We start from the raw sequence: 24,457 nt of genomic DNA on the forward strand, positions 1-24,457 counted from the left end.
AATTCTCACTTTTTTAGAAATTTGTTGTTAACGTTTTGGGCTCTTTTGCGATATACAATAGAAGGCAGAATACCCCCTGCTGCAAAATCAGTTAATTCTGATAAAAATACACCTCATTCCCGCAGGATAAAGCTCTCAACAATTCGATTGCAGGCTGACTTTTCCTGACTCTCCTCACCGCGTTCAGTGCAATAAACACGTAAACGGACTATATTTTCAGGCTCTCAGTTTTGGGGAGACTGGACAACTCCTTACTACACCCATCGATTTACAGAGACTCTCTGAGATAACGTCATACCCCCCCCCCCGGAGGCGGAATCGCGCTTGAGTTAAACCCACACATTCTGGTATAAACATACGCTGATCCATAAGTCTGCCAGAAGCTTCATATTCAAAGAGCCAACCGCTGGCCCATTTGAATATGAACTCGCGAAAATAAACAGGGGGAATCGATGCTGTCATTCTATAATGTACAGAATCAGCACTACTCCAGCACACGACGAAAGTTCCTGCAGATGGGAACACTCGGCTTTGCCGGACTGACTCTGACCGATCTTTTACGCGCGGAAGCACAATCAGGTATTGTCAATTCAAACAAATCCATCATCAATGTGCATCTGGATGGTGGCCCTCCACATATGGATATGATTGACCTGAAACCGGAAGCTCCCCCTGAAATCCGCGGAGAGTTTCTGCCGATCTCCACAAATGTCTCTGGTGTGCAATTATGCGAACTTCTGCCTCGCATGGCGGCCCAGGCAAACCAGTTTGCCTTTATCAGATCGCTGGTCGGTTCTGCTGGCGCCCACGACGCATTCCAATGCCAGTCTGGGTTCAGCAAAAAAGATCTGGGCTCAACGGGCGGACGCCCTGCCCTGGGATCCGTCGTTTCGAAATTGAAAGGTACGCCAGAAGACCGTACCCCTTTATTCGTCGACCTGATGCAGGGTCGTGGACTGGTTCGAAACAGTGCCCGCCCTGGATTCCTCGGACCATCTTTCCAGCCATTCCGGCCCGATCTCTCGGACCTGTTTGAACGCCAGTTGGAAAAAGGGATGCAAAGTGAACTGAAGCGACTCGGCAATGATCACCAAGTCAGCCTGAAACTGAACCCCACTCTCAGCCTGCAACGACTGGAAAACCGCACGACACTGCTTTCCGAGTTGGATACGATCCGTAGCAGAGTGGACGCCAGCGGTATGATGGACGCCATGGACCGTTTTTCGCAACAAGCGGTCAGCATTCTCACATCGGGCCGCCTGGCGGATGCGCTGGACCTGTCGCAGGAAGATCCCGCTACCCTGGCGCGCTACACCCCGGCAAATCAAATAGAAAAACCTCGCTTTTATACCAGTGAAGGTCCTCAGGCTGTGAAAAAGTTTCTGCTGGCGCGACGTCTTGTAGAAGCGGGTGTCCGCTGTGTCAGTCTTTCCATCAGCGATTTTGATACGCACTCCAGCAACTTCGATCGCCTCCGCCAGTTACTCCCGATTGTCGATCATGGATTGACTGCCCTCGTTACCGATCTGGAAGAACGAGGTATGCTGGACGATGTGACCATCATCGCCTGGGGTGAGTTTGGACGTACTCCCCGCGTCAACTCCAAAAAAGGAGGTCGTGACCACTGGCCTCGCGTGGGGCCCGCCATTCTTGCCGGCGGCGGAATGCGCACCGGACAGGTCATCGGTGCGACGGATCGAACAGCCAGCGCCGTAAAAGAACGCCCCGTGCATTACAAAGATATCTTCGCCACGCTCTATCGTAATCTGGGTATCGATCCGCACGCTGTCACGATCGAGGATCCCCACGGTCGCCCGCAATATCTGCTCGACGCCGGCAGACATATCGCGGAACTCTCCTGAACCGTCTTCGGCATGAATGCGGCTACTACTTGTTTCGCTCGATTGCGACCGGTATGATCAAATTTACTTTGAGGGAACCCTCGCATGGTAGCCGCATCACTGAAACAACCGCTTTCGAACAGGAAAGATTCGACGATGAAACAAAGACTCACAATCGGAATGGTTCTAATTGTTCTCAGCAGTTCTATCGCAGTACAAGCCGCTGACCTGCCGCAATATAAACCACTCTTCAACGGCAAAGATCTCACCGGCTGGGTGAATGTCAACACCGACAAAGATACCTGGTATGTTAAAGATGGCATGCTGGTTTGCACGGGACATCCCATCGGCGTGATGCGCAGCGACAAGCAGTATGAAAATTTTCTATTGCATATCGAATGGCGTCACATGGAAGCGGGTGGCAACTCGGGTGTTTTCGCCTGGAGCGAAGGAACCGTTCCGGAGGGCAGACGACTTCCTAAAGGGATGGAGATCCAGATGCTCGAACTCGACTGGGTCAATCAGCATAAACACAAAGATGGTAGCCTGCCTCCGATTGCGTATGTGCACGGTGAACTCTTCGGCGCCAACGGCCTCATTACTACACCTGATAACCCACGGGGTACACGCAGCAAATCGATTGAAAACCGTTGCAAAGGGAAAGGACAATGGAACGTGTATGATGTCGTCTGTGTGGATGGGGTGGTCAAACTTTCCGTCAACGGAAAATTTGTCAACGGTGTACGCAACGCGTCGATCAAAAAAGGCTATCTCTGCCTGGAATCAGAAGGAGCGGAAATCCAGTTCCGCAATATCCAGATTATGGAACTCCCCCCCGGGATCACAACTCAGGAACAAACCGCACCTCGGCTGAAATAACGTAGACCTGCTGATAACATAAACACAGCCAGTTCCTAAACTAACCTCAGTAATTCAAAGGAGTTGTGGCTGGTCCAGATTCTTGACGATCGGTTTGGGACAGTATATAATAGGGACATACAGGTCCGCTGCCCAGCGGGCCTGTCTGCGTAACCTCTATATAAGGGCTTACGCAAACGCATTCCCTCCTTATTTTTCCTGCCTGAGACTGTGATGCGATTTATGATTCCCAACCCGCAATCGAAGCCTCTCCGAATTTGGACTACTGCTGTTTCCCTGCTCGGATCAGTCGGCTGTCTCCTGATGAACGCACAGACTGCATCTGCTGGTTCTGAATCCAAACCTCAAACAGGCGCGGCCATCTATCGTAAACTCTGCATTACATGTCACGCGACAAATGGGAAGGGTGTGACTGACAAAGCCAATCCCTTCCACGGCCGAAAAACACTCGACGAGCTGACCATGCTCATCGAAAAAACCATGCCCGAAGAAGATCCCGAACTCTGCGAAGGGGAAGACGCCCGGCAGGTGGCAGCATATGTCCTGCAGCATTTTTTCACATCCCCTGCCGAGCAGGACAATCAGAGCGCACGGGTTCAATTATCTCACATGACGGTACGACAGTACCTGTATACTACGGCGGACCTGATATCATCGTTTCTGGGAACCGCAAAAACCACCACCAGCGAACGGGGATTACGCGCGGAATATTTCTCAACGCGTAATTTCCGCGGTGACAAACGGGTTGAAAAACGTATTGATCCCGTCGTGAACTTTCAGTTTGGTGATAAGACGCCTGTCGACAAAATCACGAACGCTGAAGAATTTTCCATGAAATGGGAAGGCTCAGTGCTGGCTGAGGAAACGGGCGACTACGACTTCATTCTCAAAACAGAAAACGGGGCGCGACTGTGGGTGAACGAGCAGGAACCAATCATTGATGAATGGGTCAGTTCTCAGGGACGCGCTAAAGAACACAAAGCGACGATCCGTCTGCTGGCAGGCAAACCCTATACTTTGAAATTACATGTATTCAAATACAAAGAGAAATCTTCGTCCGTCGTACTTGAGTGGAAACCACCTCATAAGGCTCAGGAAGTCATCCCGGCCAGGAACCTGACTCCACAACAGGTGCCCGGCACCTTTATCTGTTCGACTATTTTCCCTCCTGATGACAGTGTCTCCGGTTACGAACGCGGTATTGCAGTATCCAAATCATGGGACGAAGCGACTACCTCCGCGGCGCTCGAAGTCATGGCAATCGTAATCAAACATCTGGATCGGATGGCGGGTACAAAACAGGATGATAAGAACAGAGCCGAAAAAATCAGACAGTTCTGCCAGCGCTTTGCAGAACAGGCATTTCGTCGTCCTCTGACAGACGAGCAGAAAGCCTTTTTCGTCGATCAACATTTCCAACAGAAGTTACCCCTGGAGTTTGCTACCAAGCGGTCCATTCTGCTGATCTTAAAGTCTCCCCGTTTCCTCTATACCGACCGCGAGTTTACTGCGCCAGACGGTTTTGACATCGCTTCACGTCTCTCTTATGGCTTATGGGATTCCATGCCTGATCGGCAACTGTATGATGCTGCCAAAGCAGGACGGCTGAAAACTCCAGAGCAGATCAGACAGCAGTCCCAGCGGATGCTTAAAGATCCACGCGCCCAGGCGAAGCTGCGTTATTTCTTCCATCACTGGCTGCAACTCGATGAAAAAGAAGAACTCGCGAAAGACAAAGAACTCTTTCCCGATTTTGATGGGCAGGTCGTTTCCGACCTGAGAACTTCACTCGACCTGTTTATTGATGATGTGGTCTGGAGTGGTGGTTCCGATTACCGTCAGTTACTGCTGGCAGATTATGTTTATCTCAACCCGCGTCTGGCGAAAGTTTATGGCGTGGAGCCGCCTGAGGATCAGGAATTCCAGAAAGTATCCCTCGACCAGGACAAACGGGCTGGCGTAATTACGCACCCCTACCTGATGGCCAACTTCGCATATCACAACTTGAGTTCGCCTATCCACCGTGGTGTGTTTGTGACCCGTCGGCTATTGGGGCGATCCCTCAAGCCGCCACCTCAGGCTACCGAATTTAAAGACGGTGATTTCAAACCAGGTATGACCACCCGCGAAAAAGTGGCGCTCATTACAAAACCATCTGCCTGTATGTCCTGCCACAGTATCATTAATCCACTTGGTTTTAGCTTGGAGCACTTTGACGCGATTGGCCGATACAGAGAAAAAGAAGCAGAACGAACCATTAACGCCTCATCCGAGCTGCCGGCTCTCTCGGGTGTCCCCGCCAGATTTAATGGCGCACGTGATCTGGCAGAGTTTATTGCCAGCGATCACCAGGCGCATGCTGCCTTTGTTGATCAGTTGTTCCACCAGGCGGTTAAACAACCGATTAACGCCTATGGACAGAATATCCGTGAAGAATTAACCACAAATTTTGAAAAATCCGGTTATAATATACAACAGCTTTTGATCGAAATCATGCAGGTTGCTGCCTTACATCAACCTCAATCCTGAGAAAGAGACAGACCATGGCTTTTCAATCCCGCCGCGCATTTTTAAAAGAACTGGGACTCTCCACTGCCGTCCTTCCGCTGGTGATGCATTTACCCAGTCTTGGCTTTGCCGCCGATGCCCGTATCCGTAAACAGCGCCTCATCGTGATGTTCAGTCCCAACGGTATCGTACCCAAAGCCTACTGGCCCGATGAAACAGGCGATAAATTCGAACTCAAAGAAATTATGGAGCCTCTGAAACCATATCAGGATCAGATGCTGGTCATCAAAGGGATCGCCGACCGCGTTCGCGGAGATGGCGACAGCCACATGCGGGGTATGAGCTGCCTGCTGACCGGAATCGAATTACTGCCCGGAAATATCCAGGGTGGCTCCCATACGCCCGCCGGCTGGGCCAGTGGAAATTCGATCGACCAGGAAATCAAACGATTCCTGCAAAGTCAGAAGGAAACCCACACGCGATTCGGGTCGCTGGAATTTGGCGTGAACGTTCCGCATCGCGCCGATCCCTGGACACGGATGGTCTACGCGGGTTCCAATAAACCGATCGCGCCCATCGATGACCCCTACCAGATGTTTGAAAAAATCTACGGATCAATGAAAGACCGCAAGAGCCTCGCCAGCATTCTGGACGACGTCCGCGAAGACCTGAAGAAGGTACGCACGAAACTCAGCAAAGCGGACCGCCAGTTACTGGAAGAACATGAGAGCTATGTCAGACAGATGGAACAGGAATTGAAAGCCAGCCAGGATCAGAAACTGGCCGTCGAAGTTCCCATTCAGGAAGTCGGCATCAAAAATGACAATGACCATATGCCGGTCACCAGCAAGATGCAGATTGATCTGATGGTCAACAGCCTTGCCAACGATATGGCACGAGTCGCGACGCTGCAGTACACCAACTCCGTCGGTCAGGCACGCATGAAGTGGCTGGGCATCGATGACGGTCACCATTCGCTTTCACATAAACCAGACAGCGATGAAGACTCACAGCAGAAACTCACAAAAATCAATAAATGGTTCTGTGAGCAACTCGCTTACCTTGTGAAAAAACTCGATACCACTCCGGAATCCAACGGCGAAGGCACACTGCTTGATAACACGACCATCGTCTGGACCAACGAACTGGGTAAAGGGAATTCACACACGCTGAATGATGTGCCCCTGGTTCTGATCGGAAAAGGACTGGACTTTAAAATGGGACGTTCCCTGCAGTTCAAAAACCTGGCACACAACCGCCTGCTGATGTCTTTCGCTCACGCCATGGGGCATCGGGTCAAAACCTTCGGGAATCCGGATTTCTGCGGTGATGGCATCATTTCTGAACTGACCTGAATTCATTCTCTCCACCATAAACGACAGTCACTCAACTGCGTGTTCCTTCGTTCTAAGAGGGACACGCAGTTTTTTCATACCTTTGACGATCTCGTATCGCGCTGTCATAATCTGAATTCAAAATGATATCAAAACGAGGACCAAACAGATTTACTGACGAGACGAAAGGAAGCTGCAGTATGGATCACATTACCCGCCCGAATGAGCAAGACGAATACTTCTTCGAAGAAGGATGCTTTATTCTGGAAATGTCACAGGCTGATATCGACCCGGAAGTGTCCATTGCCCGCGCCCGTGTGGAGCCCGGCAGAACCACGCGGTTCCATCGTTTGAAAGGCACGTTTGAACGTTACATCATGCTCTCGGGAACAGGACTGGTCGAAGTCGGCAACTACGAGCCGACGAAAGTCTATCCCGGAGATGTAGTGCGCATCCCTCCAATGACCGATCAGCGGATCACCAATATCGGAGACGAGGACCTGGTTTTCCTCGTAATCTGTAACCCGCATTTCCTCAAATCATGCTATATCGATACAGAAACTGGACAATAACATATACAACCCAAAGCCTTGTCACTATACACTTTAACCATTGTTAAGATAATATACTATTATTTAACAATTTTGTTGCCAAATCCCCCTTCTTTCCGTTAGAAATTTAGTACGATATTCATCTTATCTTTAAGAATTCTTTTCATTTCACCAGTTCTAAAACGCGTCACATTTAACCCTAGCGCCTCTCAATCTATCGTACTCGGTCGCATTGACCCTGGAGGCACTACAGTCAAACTGGACACACTCTAAATTATCCATCCACATATCAGCTTCAACACTTTTTTAATCCTGTAAATTTTAAGGGGGAGTTATTTGATGTCGAGGAACGTACAGAGTAAGAAGGGATTCACCCTGATTGAGCTACTCGTGGTGATTGCTATCATCGCCATATTGATTGCATTACTGTTACCAGCGGTGCAGCAGGCACGCGAAGCGGCACGTCGCAGCACATGCAAAAACAATATGAAACAAATCGGGCTGGCATTACACAACTACCACGAAACACACCGCATCTTCCCCTATGGCTATAATACCGTTCCCGGAGGTGGCTGTGCCGACGGAACCGGAGACATCCGCACTGGCTGGGGCTTCTTTATTCTGCCCTTCATTGATCAGGCTCCACTCTACCAGTACTGTAATTCGAAAGGAGCCTCAGACTGTCCAATCTGGCATACCACAACTGCTTTGATTGACACCGGTGGCACAGGAGCCAGGGCTTCCATTCCTGTCTACAACTGCCCTTCCGATCCTATGGGTGGCATCAATACAGATATCTCTACCAAAGTTTTTGGTAAATCCAACTACAAGGGTGTCACCAACGAAGCCACCAGCCAGGCTTATACTTTTGGTACTAGCGCGGTCACTTCTCGTATGCGTGACTTCACCGACGGGACCAGTAATACCATCCAGGTGGGCGAAGCTGCAACCATGGGTAATTATGTAGGGGCCGTCTGGATGGGCGTGATTGATGACGTCCATGATAACATGGCCAACGCGACCAATACTGCTACCTGGGCCATCAATGGAACCGATTCTGACGCGTTCAACAGTACTCACACTGGTGGATGCCACTTCCTGCTGGGAGACGGAAAAGTCCGCTTTATCTCCGAGAACATCAATCGCGATCTCTACGTAGATCTGGCAACAAAGAATGGTGGAGAAGTCATCGGCGAATATTAGTCGTTCTCCAGCCTCGCGACCTGTGGGTTGCTAAGCTGAAACCAATTCGATCTTCTGAGAGCCATAGACCTGTCTGTGGCTCTTTTTATTGGGTATTCCAAATATTAACATTACTTATTTATTATTATTGCGTTAAATATCATTCCATCTTAAAATGACTGATATAAACAATTTGTGATTGTTTTCCCACCTGATATTTTTCCTACCTGATGATTTTAAAAAGGCTTCCCATGATTGCGTTCTCTCCGCGCCCGGCGCGTCGTTTTGGATTCACATTGATCGAGTTGCTGGTCGTCATCGCGATTATTGCGATTCTGATTGCCCTGCTCTTACCAGCCGTACAACAGGCCCGCGAAGCAGCCCGTCGCAGTCAGTGTAAAAATAACATGAAGCAGATCGGGCTGGCTCTGCACAATTACCATGATGTATATATCACATTCCCAATCGGATCACGGACCCCTAACGACCAGCCCAACAACTGGCGTTTTGCTTTATTGCCTTATATGGATCAGGCCAATATTTATGAGAAAGCCAAAACCGGCCCGGGTTCTGATGTCGATTTCTGGGAAGGGGGCGGCGGCACCTACAATGGAGACACGCTGCTCTTCAAAGACAAAGTCATTACACCAATCTATATGTGCCCCTCCAGTGCAGACCCCGCGATCAGCTATGCCAACGGAGAGTTGGGGCAGGGTTCACAGTCACACATGTATGTCGGCATCATGGGTGCTTACCCTGACCCCGCCGGCAACTCTAATGTCTCCTACGAAACACAGTACAACAGTTTCGCCACAAACAATGGAACCCTGTTAATCAACGAATGTCGTGGTTTGCGAGATATCACCGACGGCAGTTCAAATACAATTGTCATCGGAGAACAATCACGTATTTCCAACAGCAGTCCAGTTCTCAAACGCTCTGATTATACCTCAGGCTGGGCAGGCACAAGTGTCGCAGGCACCGTTGCCCAATGGATCGCCGGTTCACCAATGCAACATAAGTTCGGAACCGGAGTCACTTCAGTCTTCCACAGTCCGAACCCCAGTTCCACGGGCAGCGAAGCCAATGCGCAGTGGGACTGGAACACACCGCTCACATCCTATCACACCGGCGGCGTCCACGTACTGTTGGGAGATGGCGCAGTCCGCTTCCTGGGCGACAATACGGACCTTGTTCTGATCCAGAAACTATGTGTCCGCAATGATGGCCAGACGATCGGGGAATGGTAAGTAGTACGCTTTGACTTTCTGTCTGAAATTCCTCTGGCATTCCGTGATTCGATCAGAATTCACTTTGATCGAATCACCTGTTTTTTAACCGGATACTAATTATGCATTTTTTTAAGATCGACCAATTGAAATATATCGCCTGCCTGCTCTTCTCGACTGTCTTTCTATCAGGCTGTGGTAGTGATCTCGACTCCCGACCTACAGTAGAAATTATGGGGACCGTAACAATGGACGGTTCTCCCTTGCAAGAAGCCAGCATCCAGTTCACGTCTCCCAAAACCGGGGAAAGCGCCTACGCGAACCTGGATAAAAATGGCAAGTACTCGATCACGTTCCCTAAAGCTGACATTGGTTCTGCTTACGAAATTACCATCACCCCGCCGGTCGTCGAGGAAGAAAACGCGATGGCACTTGCAGAACAGTCCCAGAATAAATCAACCACGAAGATCCCGGCAAAATACTCTGATCGCACTACCAGCGGTCTTTCCGCCCGCGTTGAACAGGCGGGAACAAACGAAGCCAATTTTGATTTGAAAAGTAAATAAGTCTCTCACACAATTTCGGCAGATATTCTGTTTATTCCATAGAAATGTAATTAGCAGGCGTTGTTGGTTCAGGCCCCTTCCAGTCCGGAAATGGATATGGGGGACGCACTTTCAAGGGGGGCAGGTTCTGATCATTTAAAAACTTGAGGTTCAGTTTCAGATCTGTTTTTTTGTCTTGATTACGTTTCCAATACCAGGTTTCAGGGTCGGCCCGTAAAAACAGTCCATTTTGATAAAACCAGTTGTACCATTCTTGAAAACGTGGTTTCAGTTCTTCCGGTTTCACATCTTTCAATAAATCATCACGGCCTGTGGCATGAACCATCAGCACAAACTGGAAGGCGTGCCACCAGTAGTCATCATCCGGATTTTCTTTTTGAAACTGCCGGTAGATCGTTCCATGATAAACCGAGTAATTAATAGGCTTAAACAAATTATCAAACCAGATAACCGCCTGATAATAACGTCTTAAAGCAGCAGGGGATTTTAGAAATTTTCGGACCATCAGTTCCGCAAATATTAATTGTACTTTTCGTTCCTGCAGCGTTTTTTCTTCACGATGAGGGTGAAGTGATTTATCTGGATTAAGATTCCAGGTTCGGACAGCTAATAACCAGCGCATATCAGAGTGTGCATCATCTTTGCCGAATTGATCGACATAATATTTCAGTCCCTGTCTGGGATTAGATGAATCGATGATTTTCTTGAGTTCATCAAAACCAACTTTCGTGACTTCCAGCCAGTATCCCTCTGACCCTGCTGGCAACCGCCTTATCCCCGGAAATCCAACTGTCTTGATGTTATGCCAGACAAGATGGATTTCTTCAGTCGATAATGACTTTGCTGAGTCGTCTTTCTTTTCTACTGTTTGCTGCTTCGCGAGAGATGCATTCTGCTGCAGATTCGTCAGCACTGTCCCCGTAGTAAGTAATACACACAGCACTCTGACGGTGAAGTACCAACTGATCCTGCGAGGTAATTCCACACTCATCTTTTCCAATTTCCCCAAGAAGTAGTTTCCCACCAGTTCAAAACGTCATCTCTGAGCATAACGCATTGCATCAGGAATGAAATTCTAAACGAGAAACAATGAATGCTTTCCGAGTTATCCGAGACAACTTACCTGAGCTAAAAGCATACTCCAGAAGAGTCTGAGCTCAGTATGAAAATCGCATAAATATTACCTGTGAATTTTACTTAAGAAGTCTAATTATCTCGGTTTCCCTGTGTGATTCCGGAAGTTATACTCGAATGATCGGTGATGATTTATCAAAACCAACCTCTATTGGCTGACCATCAAAAAGGATCCTCTTATGAAATCGCCACTCGCCCCGCTCCTGCTTGCCGCCCTGGCATTATTGATACCCACGCAGGTCTTCGCTGAATTACAGGCTGGTGCCACCATCGTGGATGTCACCCCCACCAAATTTCCCGTACTCGTCAATGGCAGTATGACCAGCCGCAGCGTGAGCACGGTCAAAACCAAAGTCAACGCGCGGGCCATCGTGGTCGCTGATGGAGAGGAACGTCTGGCGATTGTCGTCGTAGACAGTTGCATGCTGCCGCGTCCCCTGCTGGATGAAGTCAAAACGTTAACGGCACAACGTACTAAAATCCCTGCCGATCATATTCTGATTTCTGCCACGCATGCTCACTCGGCTCCCTCCAGCCTGGCCTGTTTGGGAACCGACGCCGATCCTGAATATGTACCCTTCCTCAGAGGAAAACTGGTGGATGCGATCGCCGCCGCAGAAGCGAATCTGGAACCCGCTCAGGTCGGCTGGGGATCGGAAAACGCCGCCGACTACACTGCGCTCAGACGCTGGATCCTACGATCCGATCGACTCAGAGATGATCCCTTCGGCAACCCCACCGTTCGTGCCACCATGCACGCCGGTACCAAATGGGATAACGCCGTCGGTGAATCGGGTCCGGAAGATCCTGAATTATCGCTGATTTCATTCCGTGCAAAAAATGGTCGCCCCATCGCTCTGCTGGCGAATTTCTCCATGCATTACTTCGGCGATGGTGCGCTCTCCGCCGATTACTTCGGATTGTACTGTAACGGTCTACAGGAACAGCTAAGCAAAAAAGATGTGAAGGATGCACCTTCGTTTGTCGCGATCATGTCGCATGGCTGCAGTGGTGACATCTACCGTCGTGACTATACGAAACCCAAAGATCAATGGGCGATTACCGATGACATTAACGAATATGCTAAAGGTCTGATCAAAATCACCATGCAGGCCTATAAGAATATTAAGTACCTCGAAGACGCCGACATCGAAATGGCAGAAAACCGCCTGCAGATGAATTACCGCGTCCCCAATAAACAGCTGCTGGAGTGGTCACAACGCATTGTGAAAGAATTAGGCGACCGTCTACCGAAGACCGCCGAAGAAATTTACGCACGTGAGCAGGTAATTCTGCACGAACGCCAGTCTACGGAAATCGTCACACAGGCACTTCGTATCGGCGATATCGCGATTACTACGACTCCCAATGAAACCTATGCCTTGACCGGCCTGAAACTGAAACGACAAAGCCCACTTAAACAGACAATGGTCATCGAACTGGCCAATGGCGGCGACGGCTACATTCCCCCTCCCGAACAGCATCTGCTGGGTGGCTACAACACCTGGGCAGCCCGTTCGGCTGGTCTCGAAGTTTTAGCGGAACCGCGCATTGTAGAGTCCGATCTGGAACTACTGGAAAAAGTCACCAGTCAGCGTCGCAAATTCTATCAGCAGAGTCGAGGACCGGCGGCAGAAGCGATTCTCTCGCTCAAACCAGCCGCGTACTGGCGTCTCGATGAATTTAATGGCCCCCGTGCCCGCGATCTTTCCGGCAATCAACGCGATGCCTTTTATGAACCGGCAATCGCTTACTTTCTGGAAGGCCCCAAATCGAAATCATTCTGTAAAGACGGGGAAACCAACCGCGCAGTCCACTTCGCCGGGGATCGTCTGCAGTCTCGCATCAACGATCTCAGCGATCAGTTTACGATCTCACTCTGGCTCTGGAATGGCATGCCTCTGGATGCACGTGACATCAGTGGCTGGATGATTTCACAAGGCCCCGACCATGGGCTGGCCGCTTACGGAGATCATCTGGGTGTCGGCGGTAAAGAGTTTCCCGGCAAACTGGTCTTCATGAATGGAGCCGACCGTAAGCTACACGCAGGCAAAACAGCCATCGAACGCTGGACCTGGAACCAGGTCACGCTGGTTCGCGACGGGAAATCGCTCAAAGTCTTCTTGAACGGTAAACTCGAAATCGATCTGGAAACCGCATCCGCCAAAGCGGGTCCCCTGCTCGACCAGCTCTTCTTTGGGGGACGCACTGACAATCAATCCAACTGGGAAGGTCGCCTGGATGAAATCGCCGTCTTCAATCGTGCCCTTAGCGACGCTGAAGTAAAAAAACTGGCAAAATAGTCTGCGGCTTTTAAAATAGTTTTGAGTGTTACAGCCCGATCACCTTTGCGATCGGGCTGTTTTTTTTATTCGTTCTTGAATTAGTTTTTTATCGATCACGAGCAGGAATCCAGCATATTCATACGCCTCCATCGACTCTATAATAGAAGAATACACCATCTCTTAATCAATAGGGTTTCTCATTTTCCACTCTGATTCCAGCGTCCCATGATTGAACACGATTACTCCACGATCGACCAGAGACTGCGCCGCAGTTTGCTCTTCGTGATCACAGTCAGTTTTGCACTGACACCGATCGCAGCGCCGGATTTCTGGTGGCAGTTGAGCCGGGGACGTGTGGCCTTCTCCGAATTGGCCCCCCCGGGCCCTCTGCTGACTACAGACACAAGCTTCGCTGAGGCAGACTGGCTGGGTGGACTCCCCTTTTTCCTGACCATACAGTTTGCCGGCGTTTCGGGACTGATGCTGATAAAGTTTATAGCTGCAGGCCTGCTGGCTTACTGGATCCTGCGACATTTTGAAGCACGCCTGAACTGGACCGTATTTACTATCGTCGTGTTAGCATTCGTGACCGCAAACTCCGCCTGGCAACCCACGCCAAGACTTTTCGACTGTTGGTTTCTCCTGTTGACCTGGCTCTTTACGGAACGCTGGGCTAACACTCTCGAAACAAAAAAAATGCTACCAGTGTTGCTGTCGCTGCTGGCATGGGCCAATCTGGCTCCTTTGAGTCTGTTAGGAATGGGGGTCGTCGTCTGTGTTCCGTGGTTGCCGGGAATCCGGACTGAAACTGCTGTGCTACGAAAACAAGCTGGTCTGCTCGTCCTGTCTGCTCTGTTCGCGATCATGCTCACGCCGCGAGGCTGGTTGACTCCCTATGATTCGTTTATCCAGCTGTTCCCCGGCTTGTTTTATGAACAGAGTCTGCTTGCGCTGACCGTCTGGAAACCCACATTTCTATACGGTGCCACAATCGAAGTGGTCGGGCTGAGCATTTTGACCGTGGGCATGGTGGTCTACCTGCTGGTTGCCTCTCGCGGGTGGATCGAGAGCATCGCTTTTATCCTGTTTGCGATTCCTGCCTGGACAAATCACGACTGCCTGGGCCCCTGTGTGACCGGTATCTGCCTGCTCGCCAGCCAATGCCTGTCTACATACCCGGTTTCGTTCCACAGGCTGAAATTAACCCGGTACGTCTCTCCCTTAATGGGAAGAACATTACTGGCGATCGGGATTCTCGTTCTATGTTTTAAATCCGCCTCGGGAACTTTACCGGGTCAGCCACAGCGTCTCGGCTGGGGAATCACTCCCGAACTGGACATCACACTGCTGGCACAAACCATCGGCCCCATCGACTATATAGGCACCGCGCACGGGATGAACATCGCTGCCACCGGCATGCTGACCTGGATCAAAGCTGACCGTAAAATCCGCCCCGTCAGAACTCTCCGGCAGGCATTACTGCAGGGCAAACTGTATGAAGAGCTTTCACTGAATGCAGAACTTTCCCATGGATGGGAGTTTCAACATCCCCGTGCCGATAACAGCTGGGGCGGCTGGTGGATTCGCCTGAAAAATAGAAACTGCCAACTCCTACTCGTTCCCAATGGAGATGCGCAAACGATCCGCGCGCTGGTCGACAGTCGCTGGCAGCCTATGTCTATCGATGCATCCGTTATCCCGTTTGGCTGGGCGGGAGAACTGTTGAGCAGTCCCCCAATTGTGGCACTGTTACCTGTCAAAGATTTCCTGAACCGGAAACAGTATACCTACTCTCTCCCCAAACCGTCTGGTACACCTGAGTGTTCCGACTGGTGGGGTATTCTGACCGGCTCCCCTTATCTGCCGCCAGCGATATTGCAGGCGAGAACACTTCGCGCCATGAAGCTGTATACCGCCGCGCTGCGGGTGCTGCATCCACTGCTGCAGTATTATCCTTCGCCAGCGGTTCGCCGGGAATTCCACCTCTGTCAAAAAGAGTTGGCCTACCAGGAGAAACTGGATATCGGGCTGCGAGATCCCAGCTACTTAAGGTCCAATGCCAGTTATGATTCAGCGAGCGCAGCTGATGACGGTCTGATCTATGCTGGTCCTGTTATACAGGAACTGGTGGAGCCTCGTCCTGAACCTGATTCACTCAAGCGTGCCATCGGGTACTACATCCGCGGTGACTGGGAAGCGGCACTCAATGAATTAACCGCCAATGACAGCGAATCATTATATGCGAAAGCCCAGATTCAGCTGGAATCAGGAAACCCTGATGGCGCTAAAGAAACATTTCGTCAACTGGTTCAACTTTACCCCGACGATCAATTGGCTAATCCCAGCCAGAACATGCTGGATTCACTGCAATGATCCGAAAATATCCTGTCATACCACCACTGCTGATCCTCTTGCTGGCCGGTCTTTCAGGAACAGCCTGGTATCTAAACGGCTCTCACCATTCCGATCTGTTTATTCCCAAAGTGCGCGCCACCGAACAACCGGTCAAAATGAAGCAATGTTGTGAGTGTCACGATAAAGTCTGCCAGCAGTACGCAGGCGCGCCCCACTTGAGGACACTCCGCAAAGCCACTGATCCGTCTGTGATGGAAAAGTTTGCTGGTAGAGAAATCACACTCAAAGAAAATGGACACACATATCAATTCTACAAAGACCAGGACGAACTATGGGTGAAGTGCGACAGCTACCCCAACCCGGTTCGCATCGAATGGTTCTTTGGCTCCGGCCTGCACGCCATTACTCCGGTTTCCCTGTTCCCGAATGAAGCGGGCAAGTCGGAACTGCTGCAGCATATTGTCTCCTGGTATCCGTCAGACAAGTTAGGCATCACACTCGGATTGCAGGAACTGGTCCATGATCAGACCGGTATTCAGGCATTAGGGGAAGTCAGCTCTCATGCCAGCACGTTGAACTGCTTTGGCTGTCACACTTCTTACCTGGGAGACGTACAGGGAGAAATTAACACAAAAGAAATGATTGCCGGCGTTTCCTGTATTCGCTGTCACCTGGAGGGAGAGGAACATATCCAGGCCGCTGAACGGGGGGATAAGAACCTACACATTCTCAACTGGAATCAACTTTCGCCTCTCGATTCGATCAATCGTTGTGGTGAATGCCATCGCCGATCCGATCAGTTGGAACCGGACGAAATCCATCCCGATAATGAACTATTAATTCGTTTCGCCCCTGTCGGTCTGTCACAGAGTCCCTGCTTCCTGAAGCAGAGAGATGTCAAACTGGCCGATGGAAAGACGGCACGCATGGACTGCACCACCTGTCACAATCCCCATCAGCAGGCCAGCCGAGATCCCGAATATTATCGTCAGATCTGTCTGAACTGTCACAGCGAATTAAAAAACCATGCTTCTGTCTGTTCCAAAGAATCCATGCAAAGTCAGTGTCTACAATGCCATATGCCTTCGGTTCAGGTTCACGATAACCTGCCGTTCACGGATCACTGGATTCGCATCCGTGAACGCGACAAGGAACGCTTCCCTGAATTTCTATTGAACAATTCAAACTGATGTTGTCAGACGTCACATTGGCGACTAAGATATGGTAGTAACTTAACTTTAAGGTATTTTGTGACGGCAAAAGTTTTATCCATCCTGTTATCGCTGCTAATTCTGGTTTGCCCTTTTAACTGCATGCCAGTGAGCGAGGCTGGTATGGACACTACTACTCAGAGCTGCTGTAGTCATTGTCAGTCAGAATCGGAGCAGGCTCCGCTGACTCCCTCTTCAGACGCTGACTGCTGTCAATGTCTTTGCTCGGGTGCCATTCAGGAACAGGAGCCGCAGCTTGACGACGTTTCCGCTCCTGCCTGTTGGATCTCGTTACCGCTCATCAGCCTCTCCAGTCAGACGTTCATTGACGAACAGGCCTTTTCCACAATTCCTTCGGAACCTGTTCCGCTCTACGGTCGTGCGCTCCGCTGTCAGCAGATGTCCTTTCAGTGCTGATCTCATTCTGAATCTTCGATTCGCTCCTGTTAATCGATCTTAGCTTCGATTCTGCTGCGCGCTTCTACAAGCATCAGCGGAAGCTTTCAGAATGTTTTTCAATGATCTGGTTCACACTCATTCCCTGGGAATATGGCGTCCGTAATCTCTTCAGGAGACCAGTGCGCACCCTGCTGACACTCTCCGGATTAACCACGGTGATCGTACTGGTCTTTATTGTCATCGGGTTTATTCGCGGGCTGGAACACTCCCTTACCGCCAGTGGTGATCCTCAAGTCGCGTTGCTTTTTTCACTGGGCATGGGAGAAAACCTGGAATATTCATCCATCCCCATGCGTAGCAGCGAACTGGTGGCTGCCAGTGTCTCAGGAATCAAAGTATTCAATGATCGTAAATATGTCTCGCCGGAACTCTACCTGGGAACACAGATTGAACTGCCTGATCAGAGTCAGTCTTCCATGGGACTGGTTCGGGGAGTCACACAATCTGCTCTGCTGGTCCGCAGGCAGGTGGAACTGGAATCGGGTACGTGGCCTGCCCCGGGAGAAGTGTTGATCGGCACACTCGTCGCCACCAAATTGGGTCTGACTGACCAGCAGCTGGCTGTCGGACAAAATGTCATTCTGGAGGGTCGTACGTGGCGAATCAGTGGCACTTTTTCTGCAGCTGATTCCGCATTTGAATCAGAAATCTGGTGCCGCCTGGATGAACTGCAGCAGGCCATGAAGCGTCAGGACCTGAGTCTGGTCGCAGTCACGATGAATTCGCCAGCCGACTTCCCGGACCTGAATTTATTCTGCAAGGAACGTCTTGACCTCGAACTGCAGGCGCTGCGTGAAACCGATTATTACCAGGGTCTGAAAAAAGATTATGGACCGATCCGTATGCTGGCCTGGCTGGTTGTCTTCCTGGTCTCAGGTGCGGGAGTATTTGCCGGATTGAATACACTCTACGGTGCTGTCGTCGGCCGCACCCGAGAGTTATCCACACTGCAGACACTCGGTTTTTTACGTCGCGCCATTGTGATCAGTCTGATTCAGGAAGGCGTGCTGCTGTCGACTGCTGCCAGCCTGATTGCCGCTCTGATTGCCGTGTTCCTGATTAATGGAGTCGCGGTTCGTTTTACCATGGGAGCCTTTTCGCTCCAGATCGATAGTATCTCTTTGTTAATCGGCTGCGGTGTCGGTGTACTGCTGGGCTTGCTGGGAGCGATTCCCCCTGCGCTGCGGGCACTCCGCTTACCTGTCGTCGATGGATTAAAATCAGTTTAACCAATACTCGAACGCTGTGTTCGAACAACTATTTTCAAAAGGATTGAAACGAATGAAATTTTTAGTAAACCCCATTGTATTTTCTGCCGCCATGATCAGCCTGGTCTCCGGATGCGGACAGGCGACACCCGATCAGACGACTTCCACAGAACCTGCTGCTGCCGAATCGGTAACGACTTCTGAAGTCCTGCTCACCAGTGAACCCGCGGGCGCTGAGGAAGTCATCGCAGCTCGTAAATCTGCTGCAGATGACGCTGAAATCGTCGTTGTCGGCCGCATTGGTGGCAGTGAAAATCCCTGGGTCGATGGACGTGCGGTCTTCTCGATCGTCGATAACTCTCTGAAGGCCTGCTCTGATATTGAAGGCGATGGCTGTGAAAAACCCTGGGATTACTGCTGTGAAACGGACAAGCTCCCGACCGCGACGGCGCTGGTCAAGGTTGTAGATCAGGACGGCACGCTCATCGATGAAGATGCACGCAAGCTGTTAAACCTGAAAGAACTGCAGACCGTTGTCGTCAAAGGTAAAGCCAAACGGGATGACACCGGTAACCTGACTGTGTTTGCTAATGGAATTTTTGTACGGAAGTAAAACATGTCACAAGTCGACCTTTCACAATTAGCCATTGATCGCAGTGCGCCCTCACAGGTACGAGGGCACACGCGATTGCGGCTTGTTACGCGATTCCTGCTACCCGGTGGACTTATCCTCGGTTTCCTGGCACTGATCTCCTGGGCCGCTCGTGATATGATCTTCCCTCCCCGGCAGGTTACGGTGATGCCGGTGATTGTCACACAATCATCGATTCGTAATGCAGGCACACCTTTGTTCCAGGCAGCAGGCTGGGTTGAACCGCGACCCACGCCCATCCGCGTGGCTGCGTTATCGCCCGGAGTCATCAAGGAACTGCTGGTTGTCGAAGATCAGAAAGTGATTCAAGGCGATCCCATCGCGGTACTGGTCAAAGAGGATGCCGCACTGTCATTGCGCGCTGCAGCCGCGAATCTTAATCTGCGTGAAGCGGAACTCAAGCAGGCCAAAGCGACCTTAGCGGCTGCAGAAGTACGTCTGGCACAACCCGTACACCGCGAAGCAACTTTAAGAACTGCTGAGGCAGCACTGGCGAAGATTGAGACGGAACTTAAGAACCTTCCCTTCATGAGCCGACGCGCACAAGCAGAATTAATTTTTGCCGAGAATGACTACAAACGCAGGCTGTCCGCGAAAGCCGCTGTCACACAACGATCCGTAGACGAAGCACTGACACAACTGGAATCTGCACGTGCTGACTCTGAAGAACTGGAAGGTCGCAAAACTTCTCTGATCGCAGAACGCAAAGCACTCAAAGCACGCTGCGTTGCACTGAGTAAGGAACTGGAACTGCTGACCGAAGAAACTCAAGCCCGGGACGAAACCATCGCAATCATCCAGGCAGCCACCGCACGGCTGGATCAAGCACGCGTGGCTGTTGATCAGGCAAAACTGACATTAGACCGCATGACAATTCGTGCCCCGGTCACCGGACGTATTTATCGACTCATCGGTCATCCGGGTTCCAGTATCGGCAACATGCTCACACAAATGTCAAGTCATGACGGCAGCACCGTCGTCACGATGTATCAGCCGGAAATGCTGCAGATTCGCGTCGATGTCCGTTTTGAAGATATCCCCAAAGTCAGCCTGAACCAGCCCGTGCAAATCAATAATCCAGCACTCAGCCAGCCAGTCACAGGCAAAGTTCTCTTCATCAGTTCCGAAGCCGACATTCAGAAAAATACGCTGCAGGTTAAAGTCGACATTGATGCTGCAAACCCGGTGTTAAAACCGGAGATGCTGGTCGATGTCACCTTTCTGGCTCCGGAACTCACAAATGATACAGAAGCAGAAAAAGAAGAAACCCGTATCTATATACCACGCAATATGATCGTACAGAATGCAGCGGGACAGAACATTGTCTGGATTGCCGATCAATCGACTCGTACGGCACGGCCACAAATCATTCAAACTGGAACCAGTCCCGGCGGTCCACTGGTCGAAGTGACAGACGGCTTAAACCTGACCAGCCACCTGATTTCGTCATCCACTGCCGATCTTGAACCTGGTGACCGCATCATGATCACAGGCGAAACCGATCAAAAAGGAAACTGAATATGCCACTTGTTGTCATCAACAATCTGACGAAACAATATCACAAGGGGGGTGAAACGATCACTCCCCTGGATCAGGTCAGCCTGGATATTGAGCAGGGAGAATTCCTGTCACTCATGGGGGCCAGCGGAACGGGCAAATCAACGCTACTCAATCTGATTGCCAGCATTGATCATCCGGACTCCGGCTCGATCTGTGTCGATGGAGTCGAGATCACGAATCTTTCCCGTTCGAAGCTGGCGCGGTGGCGTGCGGCAAATATGGGTTACATTTTCCAAACACATAATCTGGTCCCCGTTTTGACAGCGTACGAAAACGTGGAACTCCCACTGCTGCTGTTACCCATGTCACGCGTTGAACGCAGGAAACGGGTGGAAGTCGCTCTACAGGCGGTCGACCTGCTGGATCGCGCGGACCACTATCCCCGCCAGATGTCCGGTGGACAGGAACAGCGGGTGGGCATCGCCCGCGCGATTGTCAAACACCCCAAGATCGTGGTGGCCGATGAACCAACGGGAGATCTGGATCCGGAAACCTCTGATCAAATTCTGGCTCTGCTCAAGCGGCTCAACCGGGAACTGGATATCACCATGTTGATGGTTACTCATGATGCCGAAGCTGCCGGAATCGCAGATCGACAATTTTGCCTTGATCACGGCAAACTGGTCCAGAGATTCTCTTCAGCCAAGCCTGTTTTGACTGCGACAACCGCCACTCAGGGAGAGGCTTTATGAAACTGATCGCGTACATTCTGAAAACACTGTGGGGACACCGTTCCCGTACGATGTTGACGGTAGCGGGTTCTGCGGTCGCGTTGTTTGTTTTCTGTTTTATCCAATCGATCCAGGAAGGGATGAACGATCTCAAACAGCGACAGGAGGCCCGTGGATCATTAATCGTTTTTCAAGCCAACAAATTCTGCCCGGCAACCAGCCATCTCCCCCAGGACTACGATCAGCAGATTGCAGATCTGGCAGGCGTTAAAGACGTCATTCCCATTCAGGTTTTCACCAACAACTGTCGTGCCAGCCTGGATGTGGTAGTCTTTTACGGTGTTCCACCTGAAAAACTGCGTTCTGCACGCGACTTCGAATTTGTCGCAGGCAACTGGAGTGAATTCGAAACACATCAGGATGCCGCCATTGTAGGTCAGGCCGTCGCTAATCGCAGGAAGATCAAAGTCGGGGATAAATTTTCCATTGGTGATCTGTCAGTGATTGTCGCCGGCATCTATCGTTCGGACAATCCCGCGGAAGAAAACTATATCTACAGCCACCTGGAATTTCTACAGCGGCGTCAGGGGGCAAATCTGGTCGGCACGGTGACACAACTGGAAGTGATTCTTGCATCGGGTACAGATCCCACGCAAATCAGTTCCGCCATTGATGAGCGTTATCGCAGAGGTCCAGTGGAAACCAATACGCGTGCCAAGGGCGTCTTTCAGGCCAAGAGTCTGGGAGATCTTTCTCAACTGATCGAAATGGCTCATTATCTGGGACTGGCTTGCGTCGGACTGGTACTGGCTCTGGTGGCAACGACAACACTGATGTCAGTCGAAGACCGTATCCAGGAACACGCAGTGTTACGCACTCTTGGTTTTTCCGGATTCAAAGTCTTTGCGCTGGTACTCACAGAAAGTACGCTACTCAGTATCGCAGGAGGTATTCTGGGAGTCGGGGCTGCCCTGATCACTCTGAAACTGAGCAGCCTTTCCGTTGGTGCCGAAGCGGTGACTGTCGCGTTTATCCCTTCTCTGCATCTGGCCTGGGTCGGCATGCTGCTGGCCTGTGTGACTGGAATCTGCGCAGGTATCATTCCTGCCAGTTATGCATCGCGTGCGGAGATCGTTCCGGCATTACGAAACGCCTGACAATCTTCCTCGTCGCGCATCAAGTGAGTCCAGCGATTGGCTCACCTTCATAAATGAAGTGCGGACGGTCGACATCATCGTGCCAATAGGCCGTTTGTGGAAGTCCTAACGCACGATAAATGGTTGCAGCAAAATTTTCCGGTTTCTGTGGTTGATCGATGGGAAAGCCGCCAATTTTATCCGTCGTTCCAATCACACGCCCCCCTTTCACACCGCCGCCGGCAAAGAAGACCGACTGAGTCGCCCCCCAGTGATCGCGGCCTGGTCGGGCATAAACTTTCGCGAGTTGAGAAATCTTGGGAGTCCGTCCGAATTCGCTGCACATTACCACCAGCGTATCTTTAAGCCGGCCGCTGGCCTCCAGATCATCCAGTAAAGCGGAGACGGCCCGGTCGGTCGGTGGCAACAGTTTATCTTTAAGATGTGGGAAAATATTGCCATGTGTATCCCACGATTCATTATTCCCCATGTTGACCTGCACCAGATTGACGCCCGTTTCCACCAGACGTCGCGCCATCAACAGAGACCAGCCAAATGAATTCTTGCCGTAACGTTCCTGAACTTTATCATCTGCATGGGTCACATCCATCGCATTATGGACTTTATCATCATTGAGTAATGAAATGGCAGCGCTGCGATAACGGTCAAAGCTTTCAACCTGTCCGGCGATATCGAGGACTTCACGCTGCTTTCCCAACTCCTTGAGTAAACCAAGCCGGTTACCCATGCGTTTCTGGGTCATGCCTTGAGAGAGTTTCAAATGGGGGGTCTGGAATACCCGGTTATCGCTGCCCCCCCGTTGCTGATGGTCGAAGGCATATTCCGGAAACGCACCGTAAGACTGCACATGAAATGGCGACGCTTCGATGAACCAGGGATCACGGTTGGAACCCATTCTGCCAGCAAACTGTCCCGGGACGACACGCCCCGTGCGGTGTATGATCTTATCTGGCAGTACGATCGCCGGCGGCAGGTTCGTACGCGGACGGATGACATCACCGGCGATTGCTGCAATCGAAGGATGATCGGTATTCATCGGACGGCTGGGATTAAAACCAACAGGCACATCAGAGCGACCGGTGAGCATGATATGATGGCCCATCGAATGCTCATTCGTACCATGCGAAAGAGTGCGACAGACCGACCAGAGATGACTCCGTTTCGCCAGCATCGGCAGATGTTCTGAAATCTGCAGGCCGGGAGTTTTTGTTGAGATCGGATTGAACTCTCCGCGGACCTCGGCACTCGCCTCCGGTTTCAAATCGAAACTTTCGTGTTGCGAGAGGCCACCCGAGAGAAAAATGAAGATACACGACTTCGCGGTTCGAAGTTTGGTAGGGGCTGCCGCTTCTGCGCGGAACGCGTCCAGATGGTTCATTCCAAAACCAAGCAGGCTGATCGAACCCACTTCCAATGCCGTTCGGCGGGACATGGCAGGATGGTGGGCAGGAATATTCGCAGGCATCATGACTCTCCTGAATTCAAGAGACGAAACGTTAAGCGTAAGCAGTTATCTTAATGTACCTTACATATTCACATCAATATAATCTAATGTGATAGTGAGTAAAAGTCCAATTGAAATAAAGTATCGGTGGAGGATGAGTTTTTTGACCGCAGACATACCGGCAGCTGATGGCATATTTGAATTTTTTCAGGCCTTGAATAACTGTGATTT

The 24,457-nt window shown here is 50.8% G+C and carries 18 protein-coding genes; 16 read left to right on the forward strand and 2 right to left on the reverse strand.

Translation table 11 applies throughout. From position 1 onward, the window contains the following. Positions 1-452: 452 nt before the first annotated feature. From Pan161_RS16660 to Pan161_RS16695, 8 genes are all read left to right on the forward strand, one after another. Complete coding sequence (locus tag Pan161_RS16660; RefSeq protein WP_145228931.1) at positions 453-1,862, forward strand: DUF1501 domain-containing protein; 1,410 nt, start codon at positions 453-455, stop codon at positions 1,860-1,862. Between the two features lie 135 nt (positions 1,863-1,997). Continuing rightward, positions 1,998-2,720 (forward strand): 3-keto-disaccharide hydrolase, encoded by a 723-nt coding sequence (locus Pan161_RS16665; RefSeq protein ID WP_145232723.1) that lies wholly within the window; start codon positions 1,998-2,000, stop codon positions 2,718-2,720. 303 nt (positions 2,721-3,023) lie between these two features. Beyond that, on the forward strand, positions 3,024-5,249 hold the full coding sequence (locus tag Pan161_RS16670; RefSeq protein ID WP_232103279.1) for a DUF1592 domain-containing protein: 2,226 nt from the start codon (positions 3,024-3,026) through the stop codon (positions 5,247-5,249). 14 nt (positions 5,250-5,263) lie between these two features. After that, entirely contained in the window at positions 5,264-6,583 is a 1,320-nt protein-coding gene (locus tag Pan161_RS16675) for a DUF1552 domain-containing protein (protein ID WP_145228935.1), read from the forward strand. A 179-nt stretch (positions 6,584-6,762) separates the two neighbouring features. Then, a complete protein-coding gene (locus tag Pan161_RS16680) occupies positions 6,763-7,134 on the forward strand; it encodes a cupin domain-containing protein (protein ID WP_145228937.1) in 372 nt (123 codons plus the stop codon). A 318-nt stretch (positions 7,135-7,452) separates the two neighbouring features. Next, the gene (locus Pan161_RS16685) at positions 7,453-8,316 is read left to right on the forward strand and encodes a DUF1559 domain-containing protein (RefSeq protein WP_145228939.1); all 864 of its coding nucleotides are present in this window, start codon (positions 7,453-7,455) and stop codon (positions 8,314-8,316) included. Between the two features lie 230 nt (positions 8,317-8,546). Beyond that, entirely contained in the window at positions 8,547-9,545 is a 999-nt protein-coding gene (locus tag Pan161_RS16690; protein WP_145228941.1) for a DUF1559 domain-containing protein, read from the forward strand. Positions 9,546-9,646: 101 nt separating this feature from the next. Further along, on the forward strand, positions 9,647-10,090 hold the full coding sequence (locus Pan161_RS16695; RefSeq protein WP_145228943.1) for a carboxypeptidase-like regulatory domain-containing protein: 444 nt from the start codon (positions 9,647-9,649) through the stop codon (positions 10,088-10,090). 31 nt (positions 10,091-10,121) lie between these two features. Here the strand turns inward: Pan161_RS16695 and Pan161_RS16700 are convergent, their stop codons facing one another. Then, positions 10,122-11,081, reverse strand: coding sequence for a hypothetical protein (locus Pan161_RS16700; protein ID WP_145228945.1), 960 nt, complete (start codon positions 11,079-11,081; stop codon positions 10,122-10,124). Between the two features lie 322 nt (positions 11,082-11,403). Between Pan161_RS16700 and Pan161_RS16705 the strand changes: the two genes are divergently transcribed. The 8 genes from Pan161_RS16705 to Pan161_RS16740 all read left to right on the forward strand — a co-directional run bounded on the left by Pan161_RS16705 (position 11,404) and on the right by Pan161_RS16740 (position 22,782). After that, positions 11,404-13,527: a neutral/alkaline non-lysosomal ceramidase N-terminal domain-containing protein gene (locus Pan161_RS16705; protein ID WP_145228947.1), complete on the forward strand. Its 2,124-nt coding sequence runs from the start codon at positions 11,404-11,406 to the stop codon at positions 13,525-13,527. Positions 13,528-13,734: 207 nt separating this feature from the next. After that, complete coding sequence (locus Pan161_RS16710) at positions 13,735-15,882, forward strand: tetratricopeptide repeat protein (RefSeq protein ID WP_145228949.1); 2,148 nt, start codon at positions 13,735-13,737, stop codon at positions 15,880-15,882. Then, positions 15,879-17,054: a multiheme c-type cytochrome gene (locus tag Pan161_RS16715; RefSeq protein ID WP_145228951.1), complete on the forward strand. Its 1,176-nt coding sequence runs from the start codon at positions 15,879-15,881 to the stop codon at positions 17,052-17,054. The genes Pan161_RS16710 and Pan161_RS16715 overlap by 4 nt, the downstream gene beginning before the upstream one ends. 539 nt (positions 17,055-17,593) lie before the next feature. Further along, a complete protein-coding gene (locus Pan161_RS16720) occupies positions 17,594-18,763 on the forward strand; it encodes an ABC transporter permease (RefSeq protein WP_145228953.1) in 1,170 nt (389 codons plus the stop codon). A gap of 52 nt (positions 18,764-18,815) precedes the next feature. Further along, positions 18,816-19,355 (forward strand): hypothetical protein, encoded by a 540-nt coding sequence (locus tag Pan161_RS16725; protein ID WP_145228955.1) that lies wholly within the window; start codon positions 18,816-18,818, stop codon positions 19,353-19,355. A gap of 3 nt (positions 19,356-19,358) precedes the next feature. After that, positions 19,359-20,912, forward strand: coding sequence for an HlyD family secretion protein (locus Pan161_RS16730; protein WP_145228957.1), 1,554 nt, complete (start codon positions 19,359-19,361; stop codon positions 20,910-20,912). Positions 20,913-20,914: 2 nt separating this feature from the next. Further along, entirely contained in the window at positions 20,915-21,646 is a 732-nt protein-coding gene (locus Pan161_RS16735) for an ABC transporter ATP-binding protein (RefSeq protein ID WP_145228959.1), read from the forward strand. Continuing rightward, positions 21,643-22,782 carry an ABC transporter permease gene (locus Pan161_RS16740; protein WP_145228961.1) on the forward strand — a complete coding sequence of 380 codons (1,140 nt, stop codon included), beginning with the start codon at positions 21,643-21,645 and terminating at the stop codon, positions 22,780-22,782. Before Pan161_RS16735 ends, Pan161_RS16740 begins: the two co-directional genes overlap by 4 nt. Before the next feature lie 19 nt (positions 22,783-22,801). Here Pan161_RS16740 and Pan161_RS16745 read toward each other — a convergent pair whose 3' ends face one another. Continuing rightward, positions 22,802-24,250 carry a DUF1501 domain-containing protein gene (locus Pan161_RS16745; protein ID WP_232103281.1) on the reverse strand — a complete coding sequence of 483 codons (1,449 nt, stop codon included), beginning with the start codon at positions 24,248-24,250 and terminating at the stop codon, positions 22,802-22,804. Positions 24,251-24,457: the final 207 nt, after the last annotated feature.

This window comes from Gimesia algae, assembly GCF_007746795.1.
GTDB classification, from domain to species: Bacteria; Planctomycetota; Planctomycetia; order Planctomycetales; family Planctomycetaceae; genus Gimesia; species Gimesia algae.

Excerpts from the sequence above, each read along its gene's own strand:
- Pan161_RS16700 (WP_145228945.1), bottom strand. The coding sequence starts at position 11,081 with ATGAGTGTGGAATTACCTCGCAGGATCAGTTGGTACTTCACCGTCAGA.
- Pan161_RS16715 (WP_145228951.1), top strand. The coding sequence starts at position 15,879 with ATGATCCGAAAATATCCTGTCATACCACCACTGCTGATCCTCTTGCTG.
- Pan161_RS16675 (WP_145228935.1), top strand. The coding sequence starts at position 5,264 with ATGGCTTTTCAATCCCGCCGCGCATTTTTAAAAGAACTGGGACTCTCC.
- Pan161_RS16705 (WP_145228947.1), top strand. The coding sequence starts at position 11,404 with ATGAAATCGCCACTCGCCCCGCTCCTGCTTGCCGCCCTGGCATTATTG.
- Pan161_RS16725 (WP_145228955.1), top strand. The coding sequence starts at position 18,816 with ATGAAATTTTTAGTAAACCCCATTGTATTTTCTGCCGCCATGATCAGC.
- Pan161_RS16745 (WP_232103281.1), bottom strand. The coding sequence starts at position 24,250 with ATGATGCCTGCGAATATTCCTGCCCACCATCCTGCCATGTCCCGCCGA.
- Pan161_RS16685 (WP_145228939.1), top strand. The coding sequence starts at position 7,453 with ATGTCGAGGAACGTACAGAGTAAGAAGGGATTCACCCTGATTGAGCTA.
- Pan161_RS16680 (WP_145228937.1), top strand. The coding sequence starts at position 6,763 with ATGGATCACATTACCCGCCCGAATGAGCAAGACGAATACTTCTTCGAA.
- Pan161_RS16740 (WP_145228961.1), top strand. The coding sequence starts at position 21,643 with ATGAAACTGATCGCGTACATTCTGAAAACACTGTGGGGACACCGTTCC.
- Pan161_RS16670 (WP_232103279.1), top strand. The coding sequence starts at position 3,024 with ATGAACGCACAGACTGCATCTGCTGGTTCTGAATCCAAACCTCAAACA.
- Pan161_RS16710 (WP_145228949.1), top strand. The coding sequence starts at position 13,735 with ATGATTGAACACGATTACTCCACGATCGACCAGAGACTGCGCCGCAGT.
- Pan161_RS16690 (WP_145228941.1), top strand. The coding sequence starts at position 8,547 with ATGATTGCGTTCTCTCCGCGCCCGGCGCGTCGTTTTGGATTCACATTG.
- Pan161_RS16695 (WP_145228943.1), top strand. The coding sequence starts at position 9,647 with ATGCATTTTTTTAAGATCGACCAATTGAAATATATCGCCTGCCTGCTC.
- Pan161_RS16730 (WP_145228957.1), top strand. The coding sequence starts at position 19,359 with ATGTCACAAGTCGACCTTTCACAATTAGCCATTGATCGCAGTGCGCCC.
- Pan161_RS16660 (WP_145228931.1), top strand. The coding sequence starts at position 453 with ATGCTGTCATTCTATAATGTACAGAATCAGCACTACTCCAGCACACGA.
- Pan161_RS16720 (WP_145228953.1), top strand. The coding sequence starts at position 17,594 with ATGATCTGGTTCACACTCATTCCCTGGGAATATGGCGTCCGTAATCTC.
- Pan161_RS16665 (WP_145232723.1), top strand. The coding sequence starts at position 1,998 with ATGAAACAAAGACTCACAATCGGAATGGTTCTAATTGTTCTCAGCAGT.
- Pan161_RS16735 (WP_145228959.1), top strand. The coding sequence starts at position 20,915 with ATGCCACTTGTTGTCATCAACAATCTGACGAAACAATATCACAAGGGG.